At 46.2% G+C, this 15,532-nt stretch carries 14 protein-coding genes and 1 pseudogene; 5 read left to right on the top strand and 10 right to left on the bottom strand.

Annotation, left to right across the window (positions count from 1 at the left end):
- Together SPIBUDDY_RS15575 and SPIBUDDY_RS01640 are read right to left on the bottom strand one after the other, a co-directional pair.
- Nucleotides 1–1,185 carry a mannitol dehydrogenase family protein gene (locus SPIBUDDY_RS15575; RefSeq protein WP_013606019.1) on the bottom strand — a complete coding sequence of 395 codons (1,185 nt, stop codon included), beginning with the start codon at nucleotides 1,183–1,185 and terminating at the stop codon, nucleotides 1–3.
- Nucleotides 1,182–2,369 (bottom strand): carbohydrate kinase family protein, encoded by a 1,188-nt coding sequence (locus tag SPIBUDDY_RS01640; RefSeq protein WP_013606018.1) that lies wholly within the window; start codon nucleotides 2,367–2,369, stop codon nucleotides 1,182–1,184. The genes SPIBUDDY_RS15575 and SPIBUDDY_RS01640 overlap by 4 nt, the downstream gene beginning before the upstream one ends.
- A gap of 249 nt (nucleotides 2,370–2,618) precedes the next feature.
- On the opposite strand from SPIBUDDY_RS01640, the gene SPIBUDDY_RS01630 reads away from it, so the two are divergent.
- Together SPIBUDDY_RS01630 and SPIBUDDY_RS01625 are read left to right on the top strand one after the other, a co-directional pair.
- A complete protein-coding gene (locus SPIBUDDY_RS01630) occupies nucleotides 2,619–3,257 on the top strand; it encodes a type IV toxin-antitoxin system AbiEi family antitoxin domain-containing protein (RefSeq protein WP_013606017.1) in 639 nt (212 codons plus the stop codon).
- A gap of 23 nt (nucleotides 3,258–3,280) precedes the next feature.
- The gene (locus SPIBUDDY_RS01625) at nucleotides 3,281–4,108 is read left to right on the top strand and encodes a nucleotidyl transferase AbiEii/AbiGii toxin family protein (protein ID WP_013606016.1); all 828 of its coding nucleotides are present in this window, start codon (nucleotides 3,281–3,283) and stop codon (nucleotides 4,106–4,108) included.
- 41 nt (nucleotides 4,109–4,149) lie between these two features.
- Here the strand turns inward: SPIBUDDY_RS01625 and SPIBUDDY_RS01620 are convergent, their stop codons facing one another.
- From SPIBUDDY_RS01620 to SPIBUDDY_RS01590, 7 genes are all read right to left on the bottom strand, one after another.
- Nucleotides 4,150–4,437 (bottom strand): TfoX/Sxy family protein, encoded by a 288-nt coding sequence (locus SPIBUDDY_RS01620; protein WP_013606015.1) that lies wholly within the window; start codon nucleotides 4,435–4,437, stop codon nucleotides 4,150–4,152.
- A 47-nt stretch (nucleotides 4,438–4,484) separates the two neighbouring features.
- On the bottom strand, nucleotides 4,485–5,168 hold the full coding sequence (locus SPIBUDDY_RS01615) for an RloB family protein (protein ID WP_013606014.1): 684 nt from the start codon (nucleotides 5,166–5,168) through the stop codon (nucleotides 4,485–4,487).
- Nucleotides 5,165–6,571, bottom strand: coding sequence for an AAA family ATPase (locus SPIBUDDY_RS01610; protein ID WP_013606013.1), 1,407 nt, complete (start codon nucleotides 6,569–6,571; stop codon nucleotides 5,165–5,167). Before SPIBUDDY_RS01610 ends, SPIBUDDY_RS01615 begins: the two co-directional genes overlap by 4 nt.
- A 296-nt stretch (nucleotides 6,572–6,867) precedes the next feature.
- On the bottom strand, nucleotides 6,868–7,662 hold the full coding sequence (locus SPIBUDDY_RS01605; protein WP_013606012.1) for an inositol monophosphatase family protein: 795 nt from the start codon (nucleotides 7,660–7,662) through the stop codon (nucleotides 6,868–6,870).
- Nucleotides 7,663–7,697: 35 nt separating this feature from the next.
- Nucleotides 7,698–8,804 (bottom strand): ABC transporter ATP-binding protein, encoded by a 1,107-nt coding sequence (locus tag SPIBUDDY_RS01600; protein WP_013606011.1) that lies wholly within the window; start codon nucleotides 8,802–8,804, stop codon nucleotides 7,698–7,700.
- A gap of 26 nt (nucleotides 8,805–8,830) precedes the next feature.
- Nucleotides 8,831–10,651, bottom strand: coding sequence for an ABC transporter permease (locus SPIBUDDY_RS01595; RefSeq protein WP_013606010.1), 1,821 nt, complete (start codon nucleotides 10,649–10,651; stop codon nucleotides 8,831–8,833).
- Nucleotides 10,652–10,739: 88 nt separating this feature from the next.
- Nucleotides 10,740–11,915: an ABC transporter substrate-binding protein gene (locus SPIBUDDY_RS01590; protein ID WP_013606009.1), complete on the bottom strand. Its 1,176-nt coding sequence runs from the start codon at nucleotides 11,913–11,915 to the stop codon at nucleotides 10,740–10,742.
- Nucleotides 11,916–11,977: 62 nt separating this feature from the next.
- On the opposite strand from SPIBUDDY_RS01590, the gene SPIBUDDY_RS01585 reads away from it, so the two are divergent.
- The 3 genes from SPIBUDDY_RS01585 (at nucleotide 11,978) to SPIBUDDY_RS16320 (ending at nucleotide 14,399) form a co-directional block, all read left to right on the top strand.
- Nucleotides 11,978–12,832 (top strand): GntR family transcriptional regulator, encoded by an 855-nt coding sequence (locus SPIBUDDY_RS01585; RefSeq protein ID WP_013606008.1) that lies wholly within the window; start codon nucleotides 11,978–11,980, stop codon nucleotides 12,830–12,832.
- 545 nt (nucleotides 12,833–13,377) lie between these two features.
- Complete coding sequence (locus SPIBUDDY_RS01575; RefSeq protein WP_013606006.1) at nucleotides 13,378–14,091, top strand: DUF4417 domain-containing protein; 714 nt, start codon at nucleotides 13,378–13,380, stop codon at nucleotides 14,089–14,091.
- Nucleotides 14,058–14,399, top strand: a complete 342-nt coding sequence (locus SPIBUDDY_RS16320) for a CPCC family cysteine-rich protein (protein ID WP_013606005.1) — start codon at nucleotides 14,058–14,060, stop codon at nucleotides 14,397–14,399. The genes SPIBUDDY_RS01575 and SPIBUDDY_RS16320 overlap by 34 nt, the downstream gene beginning before the upstream one ends.
- A 264-nt stretch (nucleotides 14,400–14,663) precedes the next feature.
- Here SPIBUDDY_RS16320 and SPIBUDDY_RS16365 read toward each other — a convergent pair.
- A pseudogene (locus SPIBUDDY_RS16365) lies at nucleotides 14,664–15,521 on the bottom strand (type II toxin-antitoxin system HipA family toxin).
- Nucleotides 15,522–15,532: the final 11 nt, after the last annotated feature.

The raw sequence follows: 15,532 nt of genomic DNA, 5'->3' as shown, positions 1-15,532 counted from the left end.
TTACTGCAGGAGTTTGAGCTTGCCGGCAATTTTCTTGATAAGCTCCTTATCCAGCGAACTCTCATTCCAGCTTGCAGCATGATAGATTTTCTCAATCCAACTAAGTTTGGAGAGTGACTGAAGAAAGACTATATCCTCAGGATACGGGTTCCCTGCTTCGTCCGGGGCGTCAAAGGCGAGCCCCAGAATATATGCTCTGCCTATGCTATCCCATTTCAGGCCTAGCTTTTCAGCCTCTATAATGATACCAAGCAGCCGGTCATCAAAACGAAGCTTACGTTTGAGGTCCCGCCCAACCCGATGCACCGTATCCCTAAGTGCATGGTTTGAGAATCGCCCCAGCAGATCATGGATGTAATCATCCAACGCCGACTGTACAAAGACTCCTGGATGCAGTGCAAGTAGTACATCCCTGCTCTGATACATCGCCTTTTGCACCTCCGTACGGACTAAGGTATCCTGTAGTACTTCTGCAATCGTCCGTCGGTCAGGATGTAGTGCAAAGCCCAGATACGCCGTTGCTGAGTGCCCCATGTTATGAATGAAGAGTTTGCGGTCGACATATGCTGCTATAGGCTGAACCGGGTGGATATCTGCACTCGGTGGGAGTGGGTGATGGAATGCCGTTGCATCAAGAATCAACTCATTGTAGGGTTCGCTACGTAGCGTAAGGAACTTGGAGGGGTCCTGGATGGGAACCATCTTTCCGATGCTTGTTTCAGCCAGACCGACATACTCATCCAACAGCACGAGAGAATTGAGATACGGCTGTAAAAGAGCCTTGGCATACTCCCTGCATCCGTGAATATTCTCAGCAAGTAGTATATCCAGCTGGTTGTCAGGATGGAGTACATATCGATAGGAGATAGCTTCAGCCAGCGATGGTGCTATATGCGGCCATGCGCTCCTCCCTACCGATACACCCAAGAAAGAAGCGTCTCCGACGGCCTTGTTGATACCATCCTGATCGGAAGCATGGATAGCACTGACATCATCGATGAGAAGCGTTGCAACGCTCTCATCAAACACCGCCTCGATGGTATAGCTTCCCTCATGATTCAAGGCGTCTACCAATTTCTGATTGATATCGATGATTACAATTCTGAAGCCGGCGCGAGAAAATACTTGGGCGATGAACGACCTCCCGATATTCCCCCCACCCCATTGCACAAAAAGTGGTTTCATACGCACCTCTCCGACCTGACAGCCCCAAGGTAGGCTTGGACTACAGGCAGCAAATGTTTCTTCTTATCGCCAGATTCTTTCTCCAGATACGTACCCCCATGATAGGTACAGGCAAAACCTCCGGAGGCAGCTCCCCAAGCGCAGATATCTACCATGGATATAAGTTCTGCTTTCCCCATTTGTTGTGCAATACTAACCAATACTCCGCCAAGAAAATTATCACCGCAACCGGTGGTGTCCTTGCGCAAAGAGGGATCTTTTTCCATCAACGTATCCATATAGGCACTCACGGGCATAGTTTTCTGCGATGTCTTCTCGATCAAGGTTCCTCTCGACCATACCAGCATGGGCAGAGCACCCCTGGTGATGATGAATGCACCTACACCGAACTCGATGAGTGCCCGTGCTGCGCCCTCAACCGAATTGGTTCCGGTGAGCCTGAGTGATTCTTCTTCATCACTGACAAGTACATCGATATATGGATAGGAAGGCTGAATACCCAATGGCCATCGCCCGGTATTGCTTTCTTTCTCATTACGGAAGTCATAGACTGTTCCTACAACGGTAATGCAATTGTTTTCCTTAGCCTTCTTAAGGACCTCATGCATTTCATCATGCAAACCAGGGACCAGAGCAGTACCGCCTAAAAGGATGATGTCAGCATCGTAAAAGGAAGGAGGCAGGTCTTGTGAGCTGAAGGCGTGTGCCGCTCCTATGGTATTGATAAAGGAGCGTTCCCCCTTGCCTTTACGCATAGACGGATCATCGAATACTTCTGTTGTTGGAGTACTCATTCCTTCCACCGATTTCAAAACTGCATGCAAAGGTGTTTTACTGATGGTATTACGAACCAAATCGGCATTGGAATCGTTGCCTACTGCGCCATAAAAGCAGACTTCCACATGCTTATCTGCGAGAATCTGAGCAGCATGCACCAACGAGACCACGGCAGGACCACCGAGATTCTTGCCATCCGCTTGTCGTCCACCACTGAGTGAATTGATAATCTGATGGTGGGATGTACTGGCGAATTTCTCCAAATCCTCCGTAAACACCAAGCCACCCTCAATAAGTCCCCCATCACCACGTTCCTTGCTCCACAGCGCAGTGAAAGCCTCACTCTCATACGAACAATGCATATAGATGGAATCTATCAGACAACAACCCGCTCCATGAATGCGCATGCAATATCCTCCATGAAACGTAGTATAAGAGATAAATTCTTCGAGCGGCAGAAAAATCTGAATGTACCCGGAGTAAGCAGCTTGGATATACCCCAAGGAATTTTCAGCGATTTCTTTTCTTCATTATTGCAATTGAGTCACCAAGCATATGCAGGCAGAATGTACTTCTTGCTTTTACACTTCAAGTATTACAGAATTTAACTGTCATTTTATGACAGTATCTTAATCAAAACTTGTAAGGATTCTTACATGAATCGATTGGTGAAGGCAATTCTCCAGCAAGTCCCTGTCCCTGTGTTCACTACCTTGGAGATATCTCATCTTGTACATGGAAGTGCAAATACCCGGTATGCCTTGGTCAAGCGAGCGATTGATGATGGTGATATCATCCATATCAAACGTGGTTTGTATACCCTTTCTCCTCTGTACCGAAAGCGCGAGCTGAATCCTCTCTGTGTATCACAGCTGATTGTAACGCTCTCTTATATCAGTCTTGAAACTGCCTTGAGTCTCCATGGTTGGATACCTGAGGCTGTAAGGAGCATTACAGCTGTCACTTCCCGACCTTCAGCAGAATTCGACACACCGGTCGGACATTTCGCCTACGACAGAGTTCCTCAAAAAACCCTATTTGCAGGAGTCGAGCGCATCCAGGATAATGCATATTCAGTATGGTTTAGGGCAACCGGCCTGAAAGCACTTGCCGATTATGTGTACCTGCATGGGTGTACGTGGACTTCAAGCCGCACCTTGCTGGAATCCCTGCGTATTGAGGAGGAAAGCCTGAAAGAAATTACCCAAGAAAACTTTCTGGAATTGGAAGGCAATTATTCAAACCAACGGGTAGTCAGGTTTTTGGAAGGACTTAAAAAGGAGCTGTTTTCTTAAGCATAGTGATGGTAGAATAAAGATTGAAATCATATCGGGTTTCATCAGAAATTGAAGAAATTCAAGCATTGAGAGAGATTACCCAGGAAGTGATTCTCGCATCTCTTGCAAGAACAGATTTTTTTAATCAAGCTGCATTTCAAGGGGGCACCTGCTTACGTATCTTCTATGGGCTCAATCGGTTCAGTGAGGACATGGATTTTACACGTATCAGGGGCAATCCAACGTTTGCTTGGAAAGCTTACCTGGAACAGGTGATACGCGATGTTGCGTCTTATGGCTATACTATGGAAATAACGGATAGACAAGAAATAGATTCAAGTGTTCGGCTTGCGTTCTTGAAAGACGATACTGTAGGAAAAATCTTACAATTACAATATGCAGGAAAGACAAGTCAGCTTGGTAAAATCAAAATCAAGTTGGAAATCGACACAAATCCTCCGTTAGGAGGAACAAATGAGCTGAAGTATGTAGATTTCCCCTATATTTCCCCGGTTGTAGTACAAACCCCTGACACACTTTTTGCAGGAAAGATTCATGCACTATTGTGTAGGAAATATTTGAAAGGCCGAGATTGGTATGACTTTATTTGGTATACATCGAGAAAGACAGCAGTGAATTATCAGTATCTGGAAAAGGCTTTGCAACGATCAGGACCTTGGGAACAAACTGATATTCAGATCGACCACCATTGGTTGCATGACAGGCTGTCTGAGCGAATTATCAGTATCGATTGGAAAGAGGCAGCCTTGGATGTCAGACGTTTCATACCGATACAAGATCAATTCTCACTTGATTATTGGAGTAAAGAAGTTTTCCTTCAACAATTGGATAAAATGAAAAGAAGTTGAACCTGCAGCGTCAACAACAAGTGGCTCTCTATATTTCGCTCTTACTTTTTGTCGGAGGAACGGGACAAGGTATCGGGAAGGTTCCTAAAGAATTGTTTCAAAGCAGTTTTCGTCTCATCAGAAAGTTGCGTGTCGGGGATGCCCAGTATTGCACCTTGTAAACTGTACAGCACACGGATACATGCTGTTGGGTCTGTATACAACCGAATGCGAACAAATGCTTCCTGTGCTCCAATTTCCTGAAGCTGCTTCGCAGTCTCGATACCAACGGCAATCAGATGTTGTTCCAGTACTTTGCCAATGTTAGGAAGATGTATCAGTTCACTCATTGCAGGAACCTCCTTATACGTTTCATTGCCAATCGTCCTCAGGTATCCTAAATTCCTTCCTGGTTGAGAATATCCTCAACCAATAGCCCAAGATTCGTTCCAAGCTTTGTTTTCAACGCATCAATGATAAGTACATGTTTCTTGGAATTTTCTACTGCATTGCGAACATAAGGAAGAAAATCCCTCTCAAAATGAAGTCGGGACTTGTTGTAACTACCTTGCAGAAAATCATTTTTAAGGGTGATTTCAGTTTTAGTTCGTTCACCCGTTTTCTTATTATCCAGAAGTTCTTGGATGTCATACGTTGCAAGGTCCGAATAATGAAAGAGTAACCATATCTCTATACAAGGATTTGAGACGATAAATTTGAAATCATTGCGTCGACATAGGCTTATTGCTTCATCAAATTGTGCAGAGGTAAAACTGTTCCTGTCACGATCAACAATAATACAAACAGAATCCAAATCAGGGAAATACGAATCGCATTGTTCAATCACATCCTTGGCTTCGTTGATTATGGTCAATGGATGGCTGTTTGTTCCTGTACTATGCCTGATCGGTAGTACTTCAATCAGTGGACTGATGCCTAACTCATCCCTGGCTTCTATTAGTCCTCTGAAGTACTTATATTCAGTCTTTTTTCCTTCACATGCAATGAAATACTTGTGCTTTGGTTCAGTATTTGCCAATATTTCGTTAAAACGTTTCCCGTACGGTTGCTCTAGCCTCAAGGTTGTTCCTCCTGTTCGTCTTCATCTTCTACCTCAAATCCCTTAGGAAAGAAGAATGAATCAAACAGAGGCACTCCACCGTACCGCCCATCCAAATAGGCTTTTTGTATTTTCTTGTCAAATCGTTCCTTGAAGCGGTCGAAAGGAATAAGCATACTTGCTCCCGCTCTATTTTTTTCAACAAACCAAATCTCATCCTGTCTCAGGAGAGAAAGGTCCATGAGGTGGCTTTCATGGGTTGTGATAATGAGCTGGATTTGTTTCTTCTTCACCAGTTCAAGGAAGTTCTTGATAAAGTGAACCGTCAATTGCGGATGGAGGCTGCGATCGATCTCATCAATCACAAATACAGCATTTTCTTTAGTGCATAAGAGTACGGTGAGCATGTCAAACAACCGTTGGGTGCCATCCGATTCCTCATCCATAGAGAAAGAAACATTCTTCAACGCGTTATGCTCGAAGGTAATTTCGTTGAATTCCGGTTCTTTCCTATTCATCTGAACAAGGTAGAGCTTTCCATTGCAGCTGATGCGCATTCCAGCTGAACTACTCGGAGAGTCCTTTGCTAGATTGTCTTCTGAATTCAGTTCTTCTAAAGCTTTCTCTATCGTTTTCTTGAATGGTGCAGGAACATCCTCCAACGCTTTTTCTTTGGACACCTTCCTTGCTTCCACATGACTGATTCCCGTTGCGAATGTCTTGATGGCCTGAAGAATTTCATTCGTAGACGTAGATGAGAAGCAAGAGTATCCTGAAACGAGAGAGTCAGGGAACGATATATCGAGAGCTTCAAACCAGCGATAAACCTGTTTTAGGATTGCTAGTTTTTCATTTTTTTGGTAGACAGCCTCTTTGTTGGTGATGATATCCTGCAGGAAAAGCTTGTTGGTAACACACTTCAAATCATTGATGTAGATGCCAAAATGAGCAATATCTTCTGAGTTCGCAAGAAGGTTCGTATCATACGAATATTGACCGGTCGTAGTATTTCTCGAAAACAATTCCTGATTCTTGCTCATACCCAGCAGGATCAACCACTCTTCAGTGATTTCCCCCTCAGAAATAATCATCTCAAAGCCATAGCTGTATAGCTTCCCGCCAATGCAGATTTCAAACTCAAAATAGGATGGGAGGTCTTTGGCTTTTGGATCAAGTTTGTAATAAGAAGTATTTGGACTCTCGGCGGTTCCCTGGGTGATGATCTTCCGTGCAAATGCCATTGCCTTCACAAGATTGGACTTTCCTGCAGCATTCGCCCCGTAGATTGAGCTGAACTTCAGAAGCTTCATATCCTCCGCTTGAAATAGCCGCTGTTTATGCTTCTGTACAGGACTAGCTATCATGGAAAAGCTCTGGGGTTTATTGAAGGAAAGAAAGTTACCTACGGTGAATCTTGACAACATATGCTATGTCTCCTAATACAAGAATACCACATGAGTAGCGGAGAAACAACATTATGTATGTGATTTTATCACAAGATAAATGTGACTTAATTCAAGTATTATAACCACAACTCGAATATCAGGTGCCATCTGGGTGCCAGATCTTCCATAGCTTACAGCAGTCCTATCCCAATGAATGGTTATAAATTGTTCATAGAACTCAACTCTTTAAAAGCCACATGTTGTTTGAATGGAAGAATTCCACAAGGCTCATGCATACATTGCCTCTGAGCACTCATAGCCTCCGCCCTCAGTTTCTATTCTAGGCCTCCCAGAATATCCACACACAAGGGGTGGATGAGAGGATTGGCTACAATGCCGATTCTCTCAGACACGAAGGGATTCACAGCCCCCCCGTCGAAGGAAGTAACCTTCCCTCCAGCCTCCTGAACCAGCAGCATTCCCGCAGCAACATCCCAAGGTTTTACATTGAAGGGAATATAGGCATCCTGTTGTCCATCGGCTACTTGGCAGAAGCCCATGACCGAGCAACCATACGAACGTACCTGCCCTACAACGTCCAACAAGCCTTGGGCATGCTTACGGTAATTGTGGCGGTAGGATAAGGCACCAAAATCTATATCCACACGCGCTTTTTCTAGGCTATCGACTTGAGAAACATGCATGCGCTTGCCGTTACGAAAAGATCCTGATCCACGTTCAGCAAGAAACAAGTCCTGGGAGACGGGGAACAACACACCCCCGGCAACCGGGTTTCCATCGACCAGGAAGCCGATGCTCACCCCGAATTCAGGGAAGAGCCCGCGAAGGAAATTCTGTGTCCCGTCGATGGGATCGACCATCCAGCATCGAGAGGGAGGGGAACCTTTGAAATAATCCAATCCAGACTCTTCGCCGATGAGAACATCAGTAGGAAATATATCCATGAGGTGTTCAACAATACGTTTTTGGACGGCAATATCCACTTCAGTCAAGAAATCAGTCGGACTGGCTTTAGTCGATACAATAAGCGTGTCACGCTGTCCATACCGCTCCACCACATAGGCGGATATATCGTACAATATTGCTTCGATAGCAGTAATCTCATTCATTCGATGCTCTCCCCTTTTCACTTCCTGCAAGTTGTTCAGACCCGCAAACCATTCTGGTCAAACATGTGAATCATCGTAAGGTCGATCACCATATCGACAGCCTGTCCGTTCTCAAAGAAATGGGAGGGAGGTGTCACCACATAGAACTGATCGTCATCGACAACAATGCTCACAATCTGCTCGGGGCCAGTAGGCAAAACAGCTTTAACCCGACCCTTGATGCATGTCTGGTTTTGCTTGAGCAACAGGGTATCATCAGAACGTTGAAGAGTCACAGCCTCGGCTCTAAACCCAACTTTACTGATACGCTTATCGTTCCCATCCATCTGTCGAAAAGCAGCCACCGCCTTCTTGAATGGCTCCTTCCATCGTTGGCCTTCCGAATCGGAAAATCCCACCATGTTCATCGGAGGACTCCCTACGAATGTGGCAACGAACTCGGTTGCCGGCTTGAGGTAGATGGTCATTGGATCAGCATATTGTTCCAACTTTCCTTCATTCATCACTGCAACATGGGTTGCCAGGCTCATCGCCTCCAACTGGTCGTGGGTGACAAATACAATGGTGCTGCCCAACCGTTCATGCAGTGACTTCAACTCCGAACGCATCTCCAGGCGCAGTGCTGCATCCAGATTGGACAATGGCTCATCGAGCAATAAGATTCCAGGTTGGACAGCCAACATTCTTGCCAAGGCCACCCGTTGTTGCTGACCGCCACTCAGTTCGGCTGGGTACCGCTTGCGGTAGGCACCCATCCGAAGCAGATCCAGCGATTCATCGACGATGCGGCACCGTTCCTCTTTGCTGATCTTTTTCAATTTAAGCCCGAAATCCACATTCTCTTGGACCGTCATGTGAGGCCATAAGGCATAACTTTGGAAAACCAGTCCAAGCTTGCGATGTTCAGGACGGACAAAGATATTCTGCTTGGGGGCGTCGAAGATCTCGCCTCCGACGGTAATAATCCCATCATTGGCCCGTTCCAGGCCGGAAATCATCCTCAGTGTAGTCGTCTTGCCGCAGCCTGAAGGACCAAGAAGACAGACAAAACTGCCTGGTTCAAAATTCAGGGACAGGTCATCTACGGCAATAACATCACTGGTGTACTTCTTTACAATATGCTCAAGTTTTATATCAATCATGGTTATCCTCTTCGTTTTTCAGGTGTTCAGCCGCCGATACCTTGGGCAAGACTGGTCTTGGTCAGCCGCTGTGAGACGGCAGTTAATAGGAAGGTCACAAAAGCAATAATGAGAATCACTCCATTGGACATTTGCATCAGGGCATTGTCGGTATACCGAATCGACAAGGTGGTAAGCACTTCCAAACCGGGAACTGCCAGCATAATGACCAGGCTCAGCTCCTTCATACCTTGGATGAATGCCAAGAGAATGCCGCTGAACAACGATCGCTTCTGAATGGGAATTACTATCTTGAACATTCTGGTAAACCAACCAGCGCCGAGTATCATTGCTGCTTCTTCGGGTTCTGCACCCATCTGCGCCATCGAACTGATGGCCGAGCGCGTTGTAAGCGGCAAGTACATGACACTCATGGCAAGTATCATCAGCAGCAGGGTTCCATACAGGGCTGGGATCGGCCCTCTACCGGTGGCAAACAGAACCAGATAAGCAGCACCAAAGCCAATGCCCGGTACCAGATAGGGTAAAAAGGAAAGATGTCTGAGATACTTGCTCAGGCGGTACTGTTGAAGACGTACAACAGCATATCCCACCAAGGTTCCCAGCGTTCCGCATATAAGGGCCCCGATTCCCGCAACCTTGATGCTCGTCCACGCAACCGATAATAACGTGGGGTCACGCAGTAGTCCGGGAACTGCTTCCCTGACTTTGGTCTCCTCTGCAAACCAGAACTGCAGGGTGAAGTTATCCCTTACAAACCAGCCAGGAGTTACCATGAAGGTGGAGAGAGCAAGGACTCCCAACGGAAGCACGATTACTACGAACAAGAAGAGTCCTACCAAGAGATTCATAGGGAGCTGAACAGGGCCCAAGGTGAAAGGACGGGACATCTGGCCCTTCCCTCCCATGGTTACATACCGTTTGTATTCCCTGAGCACAAAGACATCGAGGGCTACCAATAAAGCCCCAATAATGAGCATGGCCAGTGCAATTACCGCCATAACTCCGGGTTCTCCCGATTGGTAGGTGAAGTACAGGGAGGTGGACAGGGTATTGAATCGCACGGGTCTTCCCAACGTATAGGGGGTGCCGAAGGTACCGACGGTACGGGCGAAGGTCAACAGGATGGTAGACATAATAGCCGGCTTCATGACCGGGAGCAGGATATGGATGGCCGTCTGGAGTTTGTTTGCTCCCAAAATCTGTGCCGACTCTTCCATCTGGCTGTCAATTCGTTGGAATGCATTTCCGAACATAAGAAAGGCCAAGGGGAAATAGTGCATGGTCAGACAGATAATAATGGGAATAGGGCCGTAGGCCAGGGCGTCGGGGATGGTAAAACCCATCACTTCCAGAATTCCTGGTGCTCCTGCTTGTCTCCTGTTCTTGAACAGGGTAATCCATGCTGCAGCATAGCTCCACGAAGGGAGCATGAAGGGGACCACGGCCAACGTGGCAAAAAGCTTTTTAAAGCGAATATCCGTACGGGTAATGATCCAAGCCAGGATATACCCCACTATTGTCGTACACAAGGTGATACAGGTCGCGATCACCAACGTGTTCACCAAGGGGGAAAGGAACAATACGCTGGATACTTTCGAGGCCAAGGCCCGCTGAAAATACCGCAGGGTAAAAGCCCCTTCATTCTGTTGGAAATAGGATACGTCTATTGAATGAACTTGTACTGATTCAGTAATCAGCATGAATACCGGTATTGCAATAAGGTAAGTAAGAATGAGAGCCAGTATCAGACCAAGCACCATGGTCGGATTGATGGACCCTTTCTTTTTGATGAGCATATGGATGCGCTCATGGGAACTGAAGCGTTCTCGTAGGTGTATTTTCACTGGTTTCTCCCTCGAACAGCAAGACCTGAATCAGGGCGCATGTAGAAAGTCTGCATACGCTCTGATTCAAAGAGAGTTGTGCGTTGTCCTATTTCTTTTGTGACATCAGCCACATATCGATCAGGTCACGTCGAACCGCTGCCGATTGCATCGGATCGAACATCAACAGTACGTCCAGCCATTCACCCCACAAAGAGGTGTATGGGTTGCTGGCACTTGCAGAAATGGTCTGGTTTGGTGAGAAGCCTCCAACTACATTGGTCCATGGGAAGCTGCCTTCCTCGGTGAGCAGGAAACGAGCCCAAAGTCGTGCAGCATTCGGATGCGGGGCGTCGACGGGGATGACCATGTAGGTAGGCATGGCAAACCCTACTGCAGGAATTACGTTGGGATCAAACCCTAGGTGAAGATTCTGCTCTTTGGCATCCCGATGACGAGTCAGCGTATGGATGCCGATCGGAGGATCGGTCTGTCCGGGAGAGCCAATGGCTTTTGCAACTTCGGTGTCGTGTTCGACGGCGATGGGGCTATTGGCGAACAGCTGTGCGACCCACTCCCAACCGGCGTTCTCGTATTTGGTTACGAGCTTCTTGCCATAGAGCTGTTCATATGCAGCGGCAAATTCATCACCATGGTCGATCGCTGCAGCAAAGAAATGCCACATGTAGGGTTGAATCTGGGGATCACAGGTAACAAACTTTCCTCTCCACTTTTCTTCAGTCAACTCCCAGAGGTTCTTGATGGGGGACTCAGAGTAGACAGATGAGTTATAGCCGATGATACAGGGCTGCCAGTAGACAACTTGGGGATACTCCTCTTTGTCATCGATGAACTGGGCAAGGTCAGGAGGTGTCCAGGAGACGGTCATTCCCTTGGGGATGAACTCGGAGAGAATAATGGCTCCATCGTCCATTCCCAGAATGTCGACTTGCACGTTGTTTGCCTGGACTTCTCTTCTCAATCGTTCGATGTTCTCGGAGTCATCAAACCGTGGGCTTGCCACTGTCTTGATACCGTACTTGGCTTCAAAGGCTTGTGCTGCCTGTGGTGCTCGACCCGACTGCCAGCGAGCTACCAAGGACCCTTCGGCCTGTGCTGCTGCTACCAGTTTGTCATAGTCATAGCCTTCAACTGTCCAGAAGGATTCCCCTTCAAATTGTGGAGTCTGAGCTTGTTCCTTGGTTCCTGCTGCCGTTACGGGAAGAAGAAGGACCAATCCGATTGCGAGCATGATGAGACCGGAATACAAAACCTTTCTTTTCATAATGCCTCCCTTTGTTTTGTGCAGTATCTCACCTATTTGTTATGGCGTCAAATACATTTTGTATGTTCGGTATTGAACTATCCAGAATCTCCCCGTATACTAGGCCCAACAGCACAAAAACACAGGGTGAGGGCTTGGACCTGATGAAAATTGAAAACGGACAGAGCTTGCTGGAAAAGCGCAAGGATATTCCTTTATACAAGCAACTGAAAGCTGCCTTGATGGTATGGATCCAGGAAAGTGAGAACGGAACACCCTTGCCTACAGAGGAAGAGCTCTGCCATCAATTCGGAGTCAGCAGACAAACAGTACGCCAGGCGGTTCTAGAGTTGGTTGATGAGGATTTTGTTTCCCGTCGACCAGGCCAGGGTTCGTTTGTTAAAAGAAAGAAGATCAGCCGCGATACCCGTTGGGCCTTGGAGGATTTCAACCGTGAGATGCGTTTCCATGGGTTGGATCCAGAGACGATAGTGCTTTCTTTGACCATAGAGCAAAGCTTGGACTTTGTATCGAGAAGACTGGGCATTGCCAAGCAGGAAGAAGTGATAGTTATCAGGCGTCAGAGGTTTGTTGATGGCTGGCCTGTGGTTATTCAGCAATCGTATCTGCCCGCTCGTCTATTTTCAGGCTTCGAATCAAAGAAGAAGGATCTTGAGAGTCGCTCACTCCACTCCATTATTGAACTGGATTACAAGTATGAGCTGCAAAGTGCCGAGCGTACGGTAGAGGCCATTCCGGCTCCTTCCAGAGAGGCAGAGCTCCTCAAGATCGCACCTGGCAGTCCGGTACTCTATAGCACAAGCGTGTGGAAAACCCATGAGGACGTTTGTGTTGAGTTCGTACTGGAGTGGTACCGCGGAGACCGCAGTCAGTTCAATATTCAGTTGGGAAGAAGGAAAGAGAGCTCGGAGAAGTAGAAGAGCTACTCTCTTTGCTACATGTAAGCTGATCAAGTTCAAGAATTAGTATTTATTAAGGGATTATGTGCCAGTACTTAGGACTATTACTACTGCATTTGGATAAGCTTTCTGTAAAGAAAACTAAGCCAATTCCTACTACTAATGACAGTATTTTAGCATAATTCCAAATTATGATAATCATTCGTCAATTACTACTAAATTTTCTGCAAATTCTATTAAATTATTAATAACCAAATATTTACAAATCTATGTTAAAGATTTATTCTTGAATTGATATTCCTTCCCACCAAATTATTACACCTATGTTTTGCCTAACCTTGGGAGAGTTGGGAGTGTTGCTATGCGCACCAGCAATAGCTGGCAATGGAGGTGTTTGATGGCTAAGTATTGTGTTAATAAAAACGCAGATGAAAACGGGTATCATGAGGTCCATAGAGAAACGTGTGAACATTTGCCTGAATTCAAGAACCAACAAGATCTCGGGTATTGGAGTTCTTGTTCCGAAGCGGTCCAAAAAGCAAAACAGTACTACTCTTCAGTAGATGGATGCTTCTATTGCTGCCCCGAGTGCCATAAGCATTAACGCAACAATGGTTCGACGTCCTTCCTGTATTCAGCAAATGCCCTATTTCACACGTAATTTCTATCCAATGGTTATGCCCTGGGGAATTCCCAAGCTAAAAAGGAATAGAACTCTCGAATTTTCTAACCTTGGGGTAATGCCATTCGATGAGACACGTCAATGCGATACTCGCGGTACCCAGAAAATCGTCCACTTCTTCATCTCCGATGATAAGTTTGAGTCTGTGTATCTCAAACCTGAAAATTGTATAGAGAAACTTGCCCAATACACTCACATCCTCACTCCTGACTTCAGTCTCTATTCAGACATGCCTTTATCGGTTCAACTTTTCAACACCTTCAGGAACAGATGGTGCGGAGCATTCTGGCAGGAACTAGGATTCTCAGTGTTTCCTACCATTTCATGGAGTAATAGAGATAGTTTCGATTTCTGCTTTCTAGGCATTCCTCAGAAATCAATTGTTGCAATCTCAACATTAGGATGTAAGCATTACAAGGAGGCCTTTTTACTTGGATATCGGGAGATGCTAAAAAAGATAAAACCCGAGTTAGTCCTTTGTTTTGATAAGCCTTTTCCAGAGATGGAGAAAGATACCATTTTTATCGATTACAAGCGATTCTCCAAGAAGGAGGAAAAATCATGGGAGGACGTGGACCAGAATCTCGATTTGTAGGCCCAGAACAATTAGCCTTTGGTCTTGAGATGAAAGAAAAAGTGATGCGAGCTAGGGCACAAGCACAATCTACGGAAGGCAATACAACCATGAACAGTAAACCTATTGCTTATCGCGCTTGTGTATGCTGCGGGGAGTACACTATTCCAGTTGAAAGAGAGTATGAGAAATGCCCCGCCTGCGGCTGGATAGATGATCCTTATCAGAATGAACACCCTGATGAAAATGAAGGGATGAACCCAAACAGTCTCAATGAAACAAGAAGCATGTATAACAATCGCATTGGACGACCTTTTAAAGGAAAATGAATACAGGAATAAGAAGTCTGCTCATTGTGAATTAGGGAGAAAGAAACCGTTCGCATGTATGTATAAGATTCTAAGAACTTTGCCAAGGTGATTTTGCCTCATATCATACTAGTCAATCAGAAAACTCATACGCCTCATAGGTCTTCTTGATAGCCAGTATATTCATCAAGACTTTCTGTTTGTTTCGGGAAAACATACCATACCAAAGCCACACAGAGAGGGGCTAATAGAACTACAGCACCAAAACCGTTGCCGGAACTAACCTCATAGCCCAATCTGCTTTGCAATCTGCTGCATCATCTCTTCACTCACCCCATGATGCCTTGCTAAGAAAGGCCATGAAGCAAGAGAAGCTTGTGTTTGATCAATAATCTCTGTGATTCGTGATTTGGACAGCTTTGCCTCCAGTCCTAGTTTGATCAAATGCTCCACCCCGGGATTCCTCCCCTCTCCCATTACCATGGTGCTTTGTTCTCCACCAGGACCTGATGAAAAGGTGAGATCATAAGCAGGAGAGAGCTTCCATCGACCTGCTGCATCCATAAGAAAACTGAAGTTCTTGGAGTGGTCATCACGGTTGTGAGCAAGGACATTAAACACTGCAAGCCGCTACATTTTCTCAACTTCACGAATATCACGAGTCAGCATGGAAGTAAGTGTAAGTAAATCTTGGTAGTCCAAAGAAGGGGAGCGGAAATCAGCATGCAACAAGCCACAAGCTGTATGCATATGAAAACGCGTATCACCATCACAATCAAACCGCTTGGTAGCAAAGTATCCAGGGCCCTTTCTCGCAGGGAGCAGGAGAACTTCAGACATCTGGATACCCGCTTTCTGGGCCATCAAGGCATAGACATACTCAATGGAGCCGGCATCAAGACCATCCAAACTATTGGGGAATTTTACCAACCACGACTCAAATCCTTTCTGATAGCCCATCCCGCCATGGATGATCGATTCGTGGTTCTGAGAAACACCAATCAAAGCCTTCGGTCTTGCTCCAGCAGAAGAACCATTGAGTGCAAGAAGTTCTTGTAATACCTCTGACGAAGTTCCCTTCAGGACCTCTTGTACCTGAAAGGCAATACTATCGAGATCCAGATATACATCGCTTGGTTCCATCCCGAGCTCAG

Origin of the sequence: Sphaerochaeta globosa str. Buddy (assembly GCF_000190435.1) — a bacterium.
GTDB lineage: Bacteria > Spirochaetota > Spirochaetia > Sphaerochaetales > Sphaerochaetaceae > Sphaerochaeta > Sphaerochaeta globosa.
Note: the sequence above shows the minus strand (reverse complement) of the source record. Positions and strands in the feature narration are given on the sequence as shown.

Excerpts from the sequence above, each read along its gene's own strand:
- SPIBUDDY_RS01630 (WP_013606017.1), top strand. The coding sequence starts at position 2,619 with ATGAATCGATTGGTGAAGGCAATTCTCCAGCAAGTCCCTGTCCCTGTG.
- SPIBUDDY_RS15575 (WP_013606019.1), bottom strand. The coding sequence starts at position 1,185 with ATGAAACCACTTTTTGTGCAATGGGGTGGGGGGAATATCGGGAGGTCG.
- SPIBUDDY_RS01575 (WP_013606006.1), top strand. The coding sequence starts at position 13,378 with ATGGATGCTTCTATTGCTGCCCCGAGTGCCATAAGCATTAACGCAACA.
- SPIBUDDY_RS16320 (WP_013606005.1), top strand. The coding sequence starts at position 14,058 with ATGGGAGGACGTGGACCAGAATCTCGATTTGTAGGCCCAGAACAATTA.
- SPIBUDDY_RS01640 (WP_013606018.1), bottom strand. The coding sequence starts at position 2,369 with ATGCGCATTCATGGAGCGGGTTGTTGTCTGATAGATTCCATCTATATG.
- SPIBUDDY_RS01590 (WP_013606009.1), bottom strand. The coding sequence starts at position 11,915 with ATGAAAAGAAAGGTTTTGTATTCCGGTCTCATCATGCTCGCAATCGGA.
- SPIBUDDY_RS01605 (WP_013606012.1), bottom strand. The coding sequence starts at position 7,662 with ATGAATGAGATTACTGCTATCGAAGCAATATTGTACGATATATCCGCC.
- SPIBUDDY_RS01610 (WP_013606013.1), bottom strand. The coding sequence starts at position 6,571 with ATGTTGTCAAGATTCACCGTAGGTAACTTTCTTTCCTTCAATAAACCC.
- SPIBUDDY_RS01585 (WP_013606008.1), top strand. The coding sequence starts at position 11,978 with ATGTTCGGTATTGAACTATCCAGAATCTCCCCGTATACTAGGCCCAAC.
- SPIBUDDY_RS01620 (WP_013606015.1), bottom strand. The coding sequence starts at position 4,437 with ATGAGTGAACTGATACATCTTCCTAACATTGGCAAAGTACTGGAACAA.
- SPIBUDDY_RS01600 (WP_013606011.1), bottom strand. The coding sequence starts at position 8,804 with ATGATTGATATAAAACTTGAGCATATTGTAAAGAAGTACACCAGTGAT.